This is a genomic window from Synechococcus sp. CS-1329 (assembly GCF_025128055.1).
GTDB lineage: Bacteria > Cyanobacteriota > Cyanobacteriia > PCC-6307 > Cyanobiaceae > Regnicoccus_A.
In genome coordinates this window covers 109,834-123,223 of sequence record NZ_JAHLYS010000036.1, presented here as the reverse complement: position 1 = coordinate 123,223, position 13,390 = coordinate 109,834, and the positions used below count along the sequence as shown (strand labels likewise).

The 13,390-nt window shown below is 68.4% G+C and carries 12 protein-coding genes; 4 read left to right on the top strand and 8 right to left on the bottom strand.

Annotation, left to right across the window (positions count from 1 at the left end; translation table 11 throughout):
- Window positions 1–44 precede the first annotated feature (44 nt).
- From kdsA to KQ304_RS08990, 4 genes are read left to right on the top strand one after another with little or no spacing between them, the layout of a single operon-like run.
- On the top strand, window positions 45–857 hold the full coding sequence (gene kdsA, locus KQ304_RS09005; RefSeq protein WP_259736755.1) for a 3-deoxy-8-phosphooctulonate synthase: 813 nt from the start codon (window positions 45–47) through the stop codon (window positions 855–857).
- A 29-nt stretch (window positions 858–886) separates the two neighbouring features.
- The gene (locus KQ304_RS09000; RefSeq protein WP_259736754.1) at window positions 887–1,468 is read left to right on the top strand and encodes an HAD family hydrolase; all 582 of its coding nucleotides are present in this window, start codon (window positions 887–889) and stop codon (window positions 1,466–1,468) included.
- Complete coding sequence (locus KQ304_RS08995; RefSeq protein WP_259736753.1) at window positions 1,461–2,597, top strand: hypothetical protein; 1,137 nt, start codon at window positions 1,461–1,463, stop codon at window positions 2,595–2,597. The genes KQ304_RS09000 and KQ304_RS08995 overlap by 8 nt, the downstream gene beginning before the upstream one ends.
- Window positions 2,594–3,070 carry a hypothetical protein gene (locus KQ304_RS08990; RefSeq protein WP_259736752.1) on the top strand — a complete coding sequence of 159 codons (477 nt, stop codon included), beginning with the start codon at window positions 2,594–2,596 and terminating at the stop codon, window positions 3,068–3,070. Before KQ304_RS08995 ends, KQ304_RS08990 begins: the two co-directional genes overlap by 4 nt.
- Here KQ304_RS08990 and KQ304_RS08985 read toward each other — a convergent pair.
- From KQ304_RS08985 to KQ304_RS08950, 8 genes are all read right to left on the bottom strand, one after another.
- Window positions 3,038–4,342, bottom strand: coding sequence for an O-antigen ligase family protein (locus KQ304_RS08985; protein ID WP_259736751.1), 1,305 nt, complete (start codon window positions 4,340–4,342; stop codon window positions 3,038–3,040). The genes KQ304_RS08990 and KQ304_RS08985 overlap by 33 nt on opposite strands.
- A 69-nt stretch (window positions 4,343–4,411) precedes the next feature.
- Window positions 4,412–5,776, bottom strand: a complete 1,365-nt coding sequence (locus tag KQ304_RS08980; RefSeq protein WP_259736750.1) for an O-antigen ligase family protein — start codon at window positions 5,774–5,776, stop codon at window positions 4,412–4,414.
- On the bottom strand, window positions 5,769–8,198 hold the full coding sequence (locus KQ304_RS08975; RefSeq protein ID WP_259736749.1) for a UvrD-helicase domain-containing protein: 2,430 nt from the start codon (window positions 8,196–8,198) through the stop codon (window positions 5,769–5,771). Before KQ304_RS08975 ends, KQ304_RS08980 begins: the two co-directional genes overlap by 8 nt.
- Before the next feature lie 28 nt (window positions 8,199–8,226).
- The gene (locus KQ304_RS08970) at window positions 8,227–9,081 is read right to left on the bottom strand and encodes a sulfotransferase (protein ID WP_259736748.1); all 855 of its coding nucleotides are present in this window, start codon (window positions 9,079–9,081) and stop codon (window positions 8,227–8,229) included.
- Window positions 9,082–9,116: 35 nt separating this feature from the next.
- A complete protein-coding gene (locus KQ304_RS08965) occupies window positions 9,117–10,304 on the bottom strand; it encodes a glycosyltransferase (RefSeq protein ID WP_259736747.1) in 1,188 nt (395 codons plus the stop codon).
- A complete protein-coding gene (locus KQ304_RS08960) occupies window positions 10,301–11,452 on the bottom strand; it encodes a glycosyltransferase (protein WP_259736746.1) in 1,152 nt (383 codons plus the stop codon). The genes KQ304_RS08965 and KQ304_RS08960 overlap by 4 nt, the downstream gene beginning before the upstream one ends.
- Window positions 11,452–12,402 (bottom strand): hypothetical protein, encoded by a 951-nt coding sequence (locus tag KQ304_RS08955; protein ID WP_259736745.1) that lies wholly within the window; start codon window positions 12,400–12,402, stop codon window positions 11,452–11,454. Before KQ304_RS08955 ends, KQ304_RS08960 begins: the two co-directional genes overlap by 1 nt.
- Entirely contained in the window at window positions 12,395–13,384 is a 990-nt protein-coding gene (locus tag KQ304_RS08950; RefSeq protein ID WP_259736744.1) for a glycosyltransferase family 2 protein, read from the bottom strand. The genes KQ304_RS08955 and KQ304_RS08950 overlap by 8 nt, the downstream gene beginning before the upstream one ends.
- Window positions 13,385–13,390 lie beyond the last annotated feature (6 nt).

Genomic DNA, 13,390 nt, shown 5'->3' with positions numbered 1-13,390 from the left:
ACCCCAGTTCGTTCAGTCCATCTCCCGATTCTGCCGCTGCCCTGATGACTTTCACCCTGATCGCTGGTCCCTGTGTGATCGAGAGCCCAGATCTGGTGTTCGAGATCGCCGAGAAAGTGAAGGCCATCACGGATCGCTTGGGCATCACTTACATCTTTAAGGCAAGTTTTGATAAGGCCAATCGCAGCTCGGGCCGTTCCTTCCGCGGGCCGGGTGTTGCGGCTGGCCTGGATGTTCTTTCCGAAGTCAAGCGGCGCTACGGCCTGCGCGTGCTCACCGATATCCACGAAAGCCAGCAGGCTGCCCCCGTGGCGGAGGTGGTGGATGTGCTGCAGATCCCGGCGTTTCTCTGCCGTCAGAGCGACCTGTTGATCGCCGCCGCCGAGGCCACCAGCGGCACCGACAAGGTCATCAACGTCAAGAAGGGTCAGTTTCTCGCCCCCTGGGACATGGCCCAGGTGGTGACCAAGCTCAGGCAGGCGGGTGCTCCCGAGATCTGGTTGACGGAGCGAGGAAACAGCTTCGGTTACAACACCCTGGTGGTGGATTTCCGCAGCCTGCCCCAGCTCGCTGACCTGGGCTGCCCGGTGATCTTCGACGCCACCCATTCGGTGCAGCAGCCCGGTGGACAGGGCACCAGCAGTGGAGGACAGCGGGAATTCGTGGCTCCCCTGGCCCGCGCCGCTGTGGCCGTCGGGGTGGACGGGCTGTTCATGGAGGTGCATCCCGATCCGGACCAGGCCCTCAGTGATGGGCCGAACATGGTGCCCCTGCACCGGCTTGAACCTCTGCTGGAGCAGCTGTTGGCGATCCGCGCGCCGCTCCAGCAGGCCCCAGTCGCGGTCAGCACGCTCTAGGCCCCCTGGCCGCCTTCCAGCCATCCCCTGTGCAGCACTCCTCCCTTCTGCGTCAACTGCGTTTCCAGCTCGGGTTGCTGGTCTGTGGCCGCCGCCTCGATGGGCTGCGCCTGTTGGTGCTCGATGTCGATGGTGTGCTCACTGATGGCGGTCTGTATTACGGATCCGAGGGTGAACCGCTCAAGCGCTTCGACGTGCGCGATGGCCTGGGCATCCGTCTGATTCAGTCGCTGGGCATCGAGGTGGCCTGCCTCAGTGGCGGCCGCGGCGGGGCCACCCAGCTGCGTGCCGCCCACCTGCGCATTCGCCATGCCCTGGTGGGCGTGAAGGACAAGGCCGCCGCCATCGTCGAGCTGGGCGGGCTGCTGGGTGTGGCGCCGAGTGAGACGGCCTATGTGGGCGACGACCTCAATGATCTGGTGGTGCGCGATCACGTCGGGCTGCTGCTCACTCCGGCGGATGCGCCAGGCTGGTTTCGCCGCCGGGCCGACCTGGTGCTGCCTCAACCCGGTGGCCATGGCGCCATCCGCGCCCTGGCCGAAGCGATTGCGCGCCGCCGCGGCCGGATGAACGCCCTGTTGCGCCAAGGCTGGACGGACACCAATGCTTAGGAGTGGCCTGCTCAGGCGCCGGCGGGAGGATTTCCACTGGTGGCTGAAGGGCCAGAGACGGCGGTTCCTGGGCGAAGGGCAGGAGCAGGAGGCGTTGGCCGCCTATGCCGGCCTGGTGCACCAGGCCTTCCACAGCGAGCCCTTCGCTCCCCGGGTCTGCCACGACCTCTGGGAGGGGGGACGCTTTCGCTCCAGTTGTGATCTGCCGGCCTTCCACACCCCGGCCCGGCGTGAGCGCGAGAAGTCGTCGCACCACTATGGCCACGACATCCTGCTCAAGCGGCACGCCGGACTGGAGCTGGTGGGGACCCCCCTGCCCTTGCTGCTCGAGCATGGGCTGAAGGTGTCGCGGGAGTCGGGCTTCGAGAGCCCCAGGCCCTGGTCGAAGGCTTTCCTGTGCATGGGACCCCTCCGGGCCCAGTGGGTCCAGGAGCGGTTCGGCCAGCCGGCCCTGGCGATTGGCCCCTGGATCGCCTACGCCCGCTCGTTGCTGGCCCCGCAGCGGCAGGAGGCGCTGCGGGGCCAGCTTGGCCCCACTCTGCTGGTGGTGCTGGCCCACAGCTGGGATGCGGTGGAGCGCCGGATGGATCTCTCCGCCTGCCTCGACGCCGTCCGTGGGATCCAGGCGGCCGGGGGCTACCGCTCGGTGATCTGGCTGAGGCATTGGAAAGACCCCGAGTGCCCCGCTCTGCCAGATGACTGGATCGTGGCCTGCAACGGCCACCGCTCCAACCCCTGGTTCCTCGATGCCCTGCGCACCTTGATGGAGCTCTGTCAGGGCCTGGCGACCAATGCCTTCGGCACCCACCTGGGCTACGGAGTGGCGCTGGATCTTGATCTGCACTGGATCGACGTGGCTCCAGAGCAGGACCTCTCCGCCCTGCGGCCCGGTCAGGCCGACGTCGAGGCCGTTGAGTGGGGACAGCGCCTGGCGCTCAGCGGCCAGTTGGCCGCCCTTCTCAGCCGCCAGGTGGGGTCGGCCCCTGCCGCGCCAGCTGGCGACACGGCCGCCGCCCTCCGCTCCCTGTTGCAGCCCTACTGGGGATTTGATCGGGTTCGTGACCCTGAAGAGATGCGCTCTATCCTCCGGGGCGATGTCCCCGCTTCATGCGATTCCGCCCCTCGATGATCTCTGCTCGAACCGGCGCCCTCTGCGGGCTGGTTCTGCTCAGCGGCTGCGGGCGGCATGACCCCCCTCAGTCCCTTGACCTCACTTTCATCGTGGCCTCCAGCAACCAGAAGTCCCTGCGGACGCCGGTGTCGACCGCTGGTCAGCGGGCCATGAGTTTCGATGCCGACACCCTCGCCTGCCAGGGCATCGGCGAGTACCGACGGGTCAGTCCCACCGCCGAGGTGGTGATCCGTGACGAACGGGGCGACGTGATCGGCTCGGGTGTCCTGGGGGCTGGGAAGGTGCTGGCCAAGGAGCGAGAAGCTGACGGAACCTGGTTCTATCGAGGCTGTCGGTTCTCCACCACCATCCCGCTGCGCACGCCGGCCCGCATCTACAGCGTGGAGGTGGCCGATGGGGAATTCGGCGTCAAACGGCACGTCAGCGAGCTGGCGGCCTCATCCGGCGCTGTGGTGATCGACCTGGAGTGAGCGCTGGCCTGGCTTGGCGGCTGGATAGATGGAGCCCAGGAAATATCCGAACAGGGCGGTGAGCAGAGGCACTTTCATCATGCCCAGCTCCACCATATGGAAACCGATCATATAGAGGAACATGGCGGTGCTGGAGAAGGCCAGCGCACCGCCCATCTCCCGGCTCCGGCCCTGATCAGAGCGCTGCGCCGTGTTGCGCAGCACCCGCCGGATCATCAGCACCAGCAGGACCAGAATCAGGCTGAAGGGAAGAACTCCGTTTTCCGCCCAGATCTGCAGCAGGATGTTATGGGAATGGGTGAGGAACCGTCCTGTCACCTCCGGGGTGCACCAGATCTGCCAGGAGTTCTGAAAACCGACTCCATAGATGAAGCGGTTCTCACCTTTGAACGGCAACCCGAGATAGCACTCCCACACCCGCAGCCTGCCGATGTCGTTGGCGATGTTCTCCGCCCCGTAGAGGCCGCTGAACCAGCGCAGCAGGCCTCCCGGTGCCGTGATCTCCACCACCAGGGCGATCGCCACCAGTGAGATGGGCACCAGCACGGCGGCCAGGCCGAGCCCGCGGCGGATGGGGGGGGAGAGCGCCGTGAGCCGAGTGCGGAACGCTGAGCTGAGCCGATCGCGGCTGATCAACAGACCGGCCAGCAGCAGGGCCAGGGGCACCAGCCCAAGGGCGGCGCGCGAGGTGGTGGCTTTCGCCAGCACAAAGCTGGCGAGGATGCAGGGGATCATCGGCAGCCACCAGCGCCACTGATGACGGCCCAGCAGGGCCGCCATCACGCCGCTGAGGGCGCCGATTCCAGCCAGCAGGGCCGTCGAGTTCTTGGTGAGGCTCTGGGCCTGATACTCGATCGACCACCAGGCGAAATCGAAGATCACTTCGGCGTTGAGCAGCACGCCCAGCAGGCAGGCTCCGCTGACCAGGGCAGCCGTGCGGCGCCAGTGGGCGGCGTCGCGGCCGAAGCCCACCAGGACGGCGATGATGATCACCACGTAGTCCATGTGGGAGACGGGGGTCGGGCCGTCCTCGAGCACGATGCCTCGCACGTTCAGGGCCAGGATGGACAGCGCCCCCAGGGACCAGGGCCTGGCACCGGACAGGCGCAGGGTCTCGATGGCGAGCCAGAGGGTGGTGGCTCCGGCGCTGTAGCGCTTGCCATCCTCGATGAACAGCAACACGACAGCCAGCACCAGCAAGGCATCGCTGATCAGTGAGACGAAGGCCTGGACGTTGAAAGGGCTGCGCGTCGACGGATCCGTTCGGTTCAAAGGAAGGGCTGGCGAGAGTGGTCAGGGAAGGCGAGGGGCGTGCAGCGCTGCGCTGAGAGGTCCTGTCGGCTACGGATGGGTGGCGCCGGTGGGCGGCACTGGCTCCAGGGGCTCTGCGCCGGCGTCGGATGGTGGCTGGACCCAGAAGCCACAGGCCGGCAGAAAGCCGAACAGAGCAATGAGCATCGTCACCTTCATCGTCGTCAGCTCGAAGCTGTTGAAGATCAGCAGAAACAGGCAGCTGGCCAGCAGGGCCGGTGCGATCACATGGGCCTGGTGGTCCGTGGCGCCAGCTCCGGTGCTGGCCGGTAACAGCCGCTTCAGCCGACCGAAGACCAAGACGGCCGTCACGGTGACGGCAGCGGCACTGATCAGACCTGAGTCAGCGATGATCTGAACGATGAAGTTGTGGGCATGGCTCACCGTGATCCCCACATCTTCGTCGCAGAAGCGAACTCTGGCCGCTCCGTAGCCTGCCCCGAAAAACCAGAAACCCGGCTCCAGGAAGGGTAGGCCGAGATAACAGGCCAGCACGGCGATGCGGCCGTCATCTCCAGTGGATTTGCGTTCGCCGAACATCTGCAGCAGCCAGGAGCCCAAGCCGCTCTGGTGGGCCACGACCAGCACCAGAGCCAGCGCCGCCGCTCCGATCACCAGGGTGATTCGCCTCGGCCGCCACACCGGAGATCGGCGTGTCAGGGCGAGGGCGGTCCCCACCAGCAGCGGGGGGAGCAGCACCGCCAGGCGGGAGCCGGTGGCGAAGGCCGCCAGGGCGCTGGTCAGGGCGGCCAGCGTCATCAGCGTTCGCAGGCGACCCCTGCTGCGGATCGCCACAATGGCGCTCTGGCAGAGGGTCAGACCGCAGAGAAAAGCTGTCTGGTTGACGCTCAGAGCGCCGACCCGGAAGTACTGACCTCCCCAGGTCTGGCCCAGATAGCCGGGTAGCGCGGCCTGGCCGGACCAGATGGCCTGCAGGGAGGTGACCAAAGGGGTGAGATTGAAGATGAAACCGATCACACCGGCCGCCGCGATCGCCACCAGGGAGGCCTGCCAATGCCGCAGGGTCCGCCCCACGCCGGCCACCAAGGCGGCGATCAGGACGATGTACTCAATGTGAGAAAAGGGTTTGGTGCCCTCGTGCAGCACCACGCCCCGCAGATTCAGCAGCAGGATCAGAATCAGGACCCAGTTGAAGTTTCGACTTCCTGGACTGATCACCAGGCGAAGCACCAGCCAGAGGAGGGCCGCCAGTGCACTGGTGGTGTCGTTCTGGGTCCAGGCCATCAGCACGCCCAGGCCCAGCAGAAGGTCGCTGAAGCGTTCCAGCGGTTCGCGCCGCCGCTCAATCCAGGCCCTGGAACGCTCCAGCATCGGCTCGATCCACCAGCGGGGCTCCTCCAGCTTCGATCGGCTGATCGGACCGGCTTCAGGCATCGATGGCCTCGATCGGGGCCAGCCGGGGGTCGAGGATCTTCGGCCCCATCCCTTCGAACTTCACGGCGATCGAGATTTTTTCCCCCGAGCCAAACAGGTGGGTGATCGTACCGACCCCGAAGCTGGCGTGGCGCAACTGATCGCCGATGGCCCAGGCCCGCCCCGGCGCCCGGCGCCGCACCGCATTGGTGGGGGCCGAGGCACTGCCGCCAGCCAGCCGCTGGCTCTCCTGGCGGTCCACCCGGGTGAGGCGATCCAGCCGCTGCTCCCGCCGGATGGCGGCGCCACCGCTCTGGGGGATGTCGCCCTGCACCAGCTCCGGCGGCAGCTCCGAGAGGAACACCGAGGGAATGGCCGGCTCGCGCATGCCGCCCCACAGCCGCCGCTCACTGGCGTGGGAGAGGAACAGCCGCTCCTTGGCGCGGGTGATGCCCACGTAGCAGAGGCGCCGCTCTTCCTCCAGGGCGGAGGGATCCTCCAGGGAGCGGTAGCTGGGGAAGAGTCCCTGCTCCAGCCCCACCAGGCACACCACCGGAAACTCCAGTCCCTTGCTGGCGTGCAGGGTCATCAGGGTGACCCGGTCGGCGGCGGTGTCCTTGCTGTCGGCATCGCTGGCCAGGGCGGCGGAGGCCAGGAAACCCTCCAGCGACCCCTCCTCGTTCTCCTCCTGGTACTGCAGGGCGGCGTTCACCAGTTCCTGCAGGTTGCGCCGCCGCTCCTCGGCCTCATCGGTGCCCTCGGTGATCAGTTCGGCCAGGTAGCCGCTCTGCTCCATCACCCGCTGCACCAGCTCCGATGGGGGCGCGTCCTGGATGCGGCCGCTGAGATCGCTGATCAGTTCGCTGAACTGCAGCAGCCCCTTGGCGGAGCGACCGGCCAGGGAGCGCACGGCCTCCGCGTCGTTCACCACCTCCCACAGCGGCATGCCCAGCTGGGCGGAGGCATCGCTGAGGCGCTGCACCGTGGTTTTGCCGATGCCGCGCCGGGGCACGTTCAGCACCCGCAGCAGGCTGACGCTGTCGGCAGGGTTCACCAGCAGGCGCAGATAGGCCAGCACATCCTTGATCTCGCGCCGGTCGTAGAAGCGCAGACCGCCCACAACGATGTAAGGAATCCCCCAGCGCACCAGGGATTCCTCCATCGCCCGGCTCTGGGCGTTGGTGCGATAGAGGATCGCCATGTCGCCCCAGCTCAGCTCGGGGTGGGCCGCCTCCAGCATCCGCAGGCGGTGGACCACCGCCTCGGCCTCGGCGATCTCGTCGTCGCAGCGGGTGAGGGTGATCAGCTCGCCCTCGCCGCGGGTGGGGCGCAGCACCTTGTCGATGCGCTCGCTGTTGTGGGCGATCAGGGCGTTGGCCGCCTCCAGGATTGTGGCGGTGGAGCGGTAGTTCTCCTCCAGCTTCACCATCGTGCGGGTGGCCTCATCGCTGGCCCGGTCGCCGAAGTCGTCCTGGAAGCCCATCAGGATCGTGAAATCAGCCGCCCGGAAGCTGTAGATGCTCTGGTCGGCGTCGCCCACCACGAACACCGAGCGCCCGCCCCAGTCGTTGAAGGTTTCGGGGTCGCGGCCGCCGGTCACCAGCAGCTTGATCAGGTCGTACTGGGTGCGGTTGGTGTCCTGGTATTCGTCCACCAGCACGTGGCGGAAGCGGCCATGCCAGTAGTGACGGACCTGCTCGTTGCTCTGCAGCAGCTGAACCGGCAGCAGCAGCAGGTCGTCGAAGTCGAGGGCATTGTTGGCGGCGAGGGCGCGGCGGTAGAGCCGGTAGGCCTCGGCCTCCTTGCGGCCGCGCACCCCCTCGGCCTTGGCCTCCATCACATCCGGCAGCCAGCCCTGGTTCTTGGCATTGCTGATCGCCCAGCGCACTTTTTTGGGCTCGAAGCGCTTGGGGTCGAGGCCCAGCTCCTGGGTGACGATCTCCTTGACCAGGGTCTGGGCGTCGGATTCGTCGTAGATCGAGAACTGGCGGGTCCAGCTGAGCCCTTCCGGGTCCTTGTACTTGTCGATGTCGAAGCGCAGCAGCCGCGCGAACAGGGCGTGGAAGGTGCCGATCCAGAGCTCCTTGGTCACCTCCCGGTAGATGCGGTTGCGCAGCTGCCGCTGCTGCTGGGGCTGCAGGGTGCTGAAGGGCTGGCCGAACTGGCTGCCGGCCAGCCGCTGGGCCAGCAGCAACTCCAGCCGCTCCTTCATCTCCCGCGCCGCCTTGTTGGTGAAGGTGACGGCCAGCAGCTGGTGGGGATCGACGCCGTGGTGGCCGATGAGGTGGGCGATGCGGTGGGTGAGCGCCCGCGTTTTGCCGCTGCCGGCGCCGGCCACCACCAGCAGGGGTCCCACGTGGTGATCCACCGCCCGGCGCTGGGCGTCGTTGAGACCGGCCAGGAAGCCACCCGAATCAGAGGGAGCGTGGCTGGGTCCGACCATCAGGCCAGCCTACGGCTCGGAGGCTGGCTCAGAGCAGCTGGTTGGAGTAGACGAGGCGGCGGTTCATGGCCTGGAGGGGCGGGAGCTGGGCCGCGAGACCGATCCACGGGTGACTGCCGCTGAGCCAGCGGGTGTCGTACCGGATGGCGGAGGATCGGGACGGATCGAAGCGCATGCGGTTGCCCGAGAGGATGTGACTGCCCTCGGCGGCCTGGGCCGGTCTGAGCATCGCCGGCTCATAGTCGAGGTTGAGCCAGGCGCAGAGCTTGGTGATCGCGGCTTCCGGTGCCAGGGCCAGTTCCTCGTAGCCGAGCAGGAACACGGGCCGACCGGAGCGCTGCAGCACCCTGGTCACCTGGGCGTTGGTGCGGGCCCAGCGGGCCAGCGACCGCCAGGCGGCCCCGGGGGCGGAGCGGGATCCACTGGAGCGTGAGTGGACCCAGGAGCGCACATCGCGCACCAGGTGGACCAGCCGCACCTCCACGCCCGGCATTGGCAGCAGCGGGACCTGCAGATCGGATTGATAGGAGTCCACGGCCCAGGTGATGGGGTGATCGCTGCGACTCAGGCCGCTCACCTGGCCCAGCAGCCGCTGAAGCTTGTCGGTGATCGCGCTCTCGTCATGGGCCGGCAGCCACTCCAGCAGTGGGCCCCAGACCGGGCAGTGCGCCGCCGTTTCCCCGCAGGTGCACCGGCGCGTGTGCCGGAGCTCCTGGCGCAGCTGGGCCGGACCCCGCTGTTCCTGGCCGGGGCTGATGGGCTCGAGGATCCGCACCGCTTCCCCCAGGCCGACCATGCGGGAGTGGCTGCCGAGGATGAGATCGAGGATGGTGGTGCCGCTGTGGCCCAGGCCCCGGATCAGCAGCAGGTTCGGGTTGGCCATGGCGGGAAGGCGGCTCGACAGAGGGGATGCCGACCTTATGGAGCTGGCCGAGTGTCGGAGGGGGAGGGGTCGGAGCGTACACGCTCGATCAGGGCCATCAGCTGTTTGATGTGATGCGCCACCGTGAACCGCGCCGCGCAGCGGGCCCGACCGGCGCGCCCCAGCTGCGCCGCCAGGGATGGATCATCGGCGAGGAGCCCGATCGCACGGGCCATGCCCTCCCAGTCGCCTTCCTCCACCAGCAGACCGGTTGTTCCCTCCAGCACCACCTCGGGAATTCCGGCATGGCGCGTGGCCACCACGGGCAGACCGCTGAGCTGGGCTTCCATCACCGCGACGGGTGAGCCCTCCTGGTCGCCGTCAGGCCCGGTCAGCGAGTGCTGCAGGAAGCAGCGGCTGCGTCGCATCCAGCCGGCGACCTGCTCCGGCGTCTGCAGGCCGGTGAACAGCACCTGCCCCTCCACCCCCAGTGCCCGCGCCCGCTGCCGAGCCTCCGCCAGCAGGGGGCCGGCCCCCACCATCACCAAGCGCAGGTCGGAGCAACGCCCCCTGGCGGCCCGGGCGAAGGCCTCCAGGGTGAGCAGTGGACCCTTCTTGGCCACGAATCGTCCCACCGCCAGGAACAGGGGCGCCGCCGCCGCCGGATCGGAGCCGCCGAAGTGATCGGGGTCGGCGCCCGAGGGACTGATCAGCAGTGGCAGTGGCGTGGCCCGCTCCAGGGCCAGGGACCGCAGGGTGTTCGCCATCGGCTGCGATTTGACGACCACGGCGCTGCACAGCTGCAGCAGCCGCCGGTACTGCGGCCCCAGCCGCTCCAGGTAGAGGCGCGAAGAGGCGTCGGCCCCGCGGAAGTGAACGATCAGCGGCAGCCCGGTGGCGGGCACCAGGTCCATCACCCGCACGGCATGGAAGCCGAATTCGGCCAGGACCACATCAGGCCGCTCCTGGCGGCAGATGGCGATGGCCATCCTCGAGGGAAGCCAGTTGGCCAGCCGCTGCCAGCCCGCTCGATCCAGCACCTTGCTGACCAGGATCGCCAGTCCGAAGGCCAGCCGCAGCGGCGGACCACCCCAGGGCCGCTCGTCGCCGCAGTAGACGCTGGTGGCATAGGGGAGCGCCCGCAGATTTGCCCGGATGAAGGTCTCGGACGGGGCCCGGCGACTCGGGACGAACACCAGCAGTTTGAGCGGCTTCTGTCGCTGCTCTGCAGAAGGGGCGCTCATGGGCCCCCACCATCGCGACCGCCCTGAAGCAGGGGCTGGAGCCGCTCAAGAAAGTGCCCCTTGATCCGCTCGGGCGCGAAGCGCTCACGCACCCCCCGTGCCGCCTGGCCCAGACCATGGCGGCAGTCCGGATCGGCCATCAGCCGGCTGAGGGCCGCGGCGAGTTCGGTTTCGTCCGCGTCGGCGGCGAGAAGACAGCCGTTCTGGCCCGGTTCGAGGATCTCCGCCGGGCCGGTCGGGCAGTCGAGCGCCAGGCAGGCGCAACCACAGGCCATGGCTTCCAGCAGCACATTCGGGAAGCCTTCGTAGCGGGAGCTCAGCACGAACAGGTCGGCCCGGCCATACCAGTCGGCCACGTTGCCGGCCTTGCCGGGAAGCACCAACCGCCGCTGCAGCGACGCGTCCGCCGGCAGCAGCCCGCGCAGGGCCGCCACCTGATCATCGCCGTGATACGGGCGAGCTTCGAGCCCCACAATCACCAGCCGCCAGTCGGGATGGTCCGCCGCAATCCGGGCGAAGGCGCCCACCAGCCGGTCGAACCCCTTCTGATGCGACTTGGTGCCGACCGCCAGGATCACCGGCCAGGATGGATCGAGCCAGTCGGCGGGATCAAGACGGGGCTCGAAGCTCGCCAGGGGCCAGGCCACCGCGTTGGGGAGACAGGCCGTCTGCCGGGCCAGCCCCTGCCGCCGCAGCCAGGCCGCGATGGCCTCGGTCTGCACCAGGTGCAGGGCTGCCCAGGGGTAGGCAAGCCGTCGCAGCAGCCGCCACGGCGCTGAAGGGGGCTTGGCCGGTGGGTAATTACGCTCCGACACCACCACGGGCACACCGAGGCCTCGGCTGGCCAGCAGCAGCTTGATCGCCGGCAGGGTGGTCATGCCGATGGCCAGCTCGATCCTCAGGCGCCGGAGCTGGCGGCGCAGGGCCAGCAGGCGCCAGGGAAAGCCGAGCGGACCGAGGGCACGGGCGGAGTCGAGTTCCACGACGCGCCGGACCTCGGCATCGATCGGATAAAAGTCCCAGGACGGTCCATGGCGGGTGAGCACGGTGACGTCATGGCCCGCCTGGTTGAGCCAGGCGGCGAACTGAAGCGTGACGCGTTCGGCACCACCGGCTTTGAGCGAATCGATGTACAGCAGGATTCGCATCAGCAGCTCAGAAATTCCGCCAGGCGCTCGTTCAGCTCCGCTGTGGCCACGTTGAGGATCCGCTCCGGTTGGATCGGCTCCAGGCGGGGACGAAGTCCTGGGCTGCTGCCCTGTTCCCCAGAGCCTGTGGCGTACGACTCCAGCAGGCCGGCCACGAAACGCCGGTGGTTCTCCTGGGCGCCGCTGCCACCGTGCCGGGGATTGAGGGTTTCGAGCCGGAGGGCCTCCAGTGCGACGAGGGCGCGCCGCTGCCCCTCGTCGTCCTGGCGGCGCCAGGCATCGAGCTGAGCAATGCCGAGGCTGCGGGCCAGGTTGGTCGTGAGCCGATAGGCCACGTCGGCGGGCAGCTGCTCGTAATCCATCCGCTCCGCCAGGGCCAGCGCCCGGGCGCCGATGCGTGCCACCGCGTCCCCGTCACGGACCAGCAGGTGCAGATGAACCAGGGTGGCGTACGACGAGATCAGCAGCTTGGCCCGGTTCCGGCGGTTGCCCAGGGGGCAGCTGAGGGTGGCGGGATCGTTCTCCAGGGCTGCCGCCATGGCCTCGATCCGGGGGATCAGCAAGGCCGCCTGGGAGCTGTCCCCATCCTTGAGGCTCCTGTAGGAGAGGCTGATCAGGGCGTAGGAGCGATGGGAGTCGTGGAACACCTGGTGGCCAGCCACCCCCCAGAGCAACCGGCGCTGGCTGGCTGGGTCCTTGGGGCGGAAGCCACGGCGGAACAGCAGCCGATGCACCAGTTCGTGGCGGCCATGGCGTTCGGCCAGGGTGTGCAGGTCGGCGAGGGCCGTGGCGTCGTCATTGGCGCCAACGGCTCGATGCACCCGGCTGCCCAGCAGCAGGCTGCGCAGGGGAGAGGGCAGACCCGCCCCGATCGGACGGCTCAACAGCCAGGCCGCCACCCTGCCGCTGCGACGCTCCAGCATCAGCCGCAGGGCCGCACGCCTACTCACGGATCCTCCGGGTGGACTGCAGGGAGCCCCGCAGGCTGGAGAGGATGTTGACCGGCAGTTCGATCAGCCGCCGGATGGTGTGCCAGTAGGCCCGATGCCACCAGGAGATCGGCACAGCTGCCAGCGTGCCGGCCGGCAACAGCTTCTCCGGCAGCCGCTCCACGCAGATCTCGGGGATGGCCATGAACCGGCTCCAGAACACCACCCGCCGCAGGCGGTTCACCTCCCTGGCCACGGCGGCCGGTGGCCGGGGCAGGGAGCCTGGCTCGGCCACCCAGTGGTCAGGCTCGCCCAGGAGATAGCGGCTGGGGGCCGCGCCGGCGTGCCAGGGGCAGTGGGCCGCCAGCACCCGGTTGGCCAGGGATGTGGCCGACTTCAACGCCTGGCTGCGGCGCAGCTCAAGGCCGGGGGTTTCCGTCTCCACCCCGTCCCGGCGGGCGGCCCGGTAGTGGATCGAGTGCCGGATCACTCCGATCGCCTGCTCCGGCAGGGTCTCAAGGGGCAGGGGCAGCAGGCAGCCCAGCCGCGCCTTGAGATCCTTGTCGTCGAAGCCGTAGCCCCAGAGGAATTCGTTGAAGCCGCCCACCTGCTCGACCAGGACCCGATCGATGATCCACTGTCCCAGCCTGCCGTCGGGTCCGCTGCCGAACCGGCAGAGCGGCGTCGCCCCGGCCAGAACATCAGGATGGTCCAGAGCCTCCGGCCAGCAGTCAGCGTCGAGCTTGAACAGGCAGGTGCCGCGGGCGTGCGCCAGGGCGAAGTTGTAGGCCCGGCAGAGATTCCAGCGGTCTTCGCCGCTCACCCGCAGGATCCGGATGCGCGGATCGGCTGGCAGATCGCAGCGTCGCAGGGGGATCTCACTGCTCCAGTCGACGATCAGATGCTCCTGGTGGTGGGCCCAGGCCGTCACCCGTCGGGCCGCTTCCAGCAGGTGGGCCTGGCGGTTCATGCAGGCCGTCACGATGCTGGTCGATCTGGGCATGGGATC

What these genes read in the sequence shown, in the direction of transcription:
- KQ304_RS08995 (WP_259736753.1), top strand. Translation starts at nt 1,461, where the DNA reads ATGCTTAGGAGTGGCCTGCTCAGGCGCCGGCGGGAGGATTTCCACTGG.
- KQ304_RS08970 (WP_259736748.1), bottom strand. Translation starts at nt 9,081, where the DNA reads ATGGCCAACCCGAACCTGCTGCTGATCCGGGGCCTGGGCCACAGCGGC.
- KQ304_RS08950 (WP_259736744.1), bottom strand. Translation starts at nt 13,384, where the DNA reads ATGCCCAGATCGACCAGCATCGTGACGGCCTGCATGAACCGCCAGGCC.
- KQ304_RS08980 (WP_259736750.1), bottom strand. Translation starts at nt 5,776, where the DNA reads ATGCCTGAAGCCGGTCCGATCAGCCGATCGAAGCTGGAGGAGCCCCGC.
- kdsA (WP_259736755.1), top strand. Translation starts at nt 45, where the DNA reads ATGACTTTCACCCTGATCGCTGGTCCCTGTGTGATCGAGAGCCCAGAT.
- KQ304_RS08965 (WP_259736747.1), bottom strand. Translation starts at nt 10,304, where the DNA reads ATGAGCGCCCCTTCTGCAGAGCAGCGACAGAAGCCGCTCAAACTGCTG.
- KQ304_RS08960 (WP_259736746.1), bottom strand. Translation starts at nt 11,452, where the DNA reads ATGCGAATCCTGCTGTACATCGATTCGCTCAAAGCCGGTGGTGCCGAA.
- KQ304_RS08990 (WP_259736752.1), top strand. Translation starts at nt 2,594, where the DNA reads ATGATCTCTGCTCGAACCGGCGCCCTCTGCGGGCTGGTTCTGCTCAGC.
- KQ304_RS08975 (WP_259736749.1), bottom strand. Translation starts at nt 8,198, where the DNA reads ATGGTCGGACCCAGCCACGCTCCCTCTGATTCGGGTGGCTTCCTGGCC.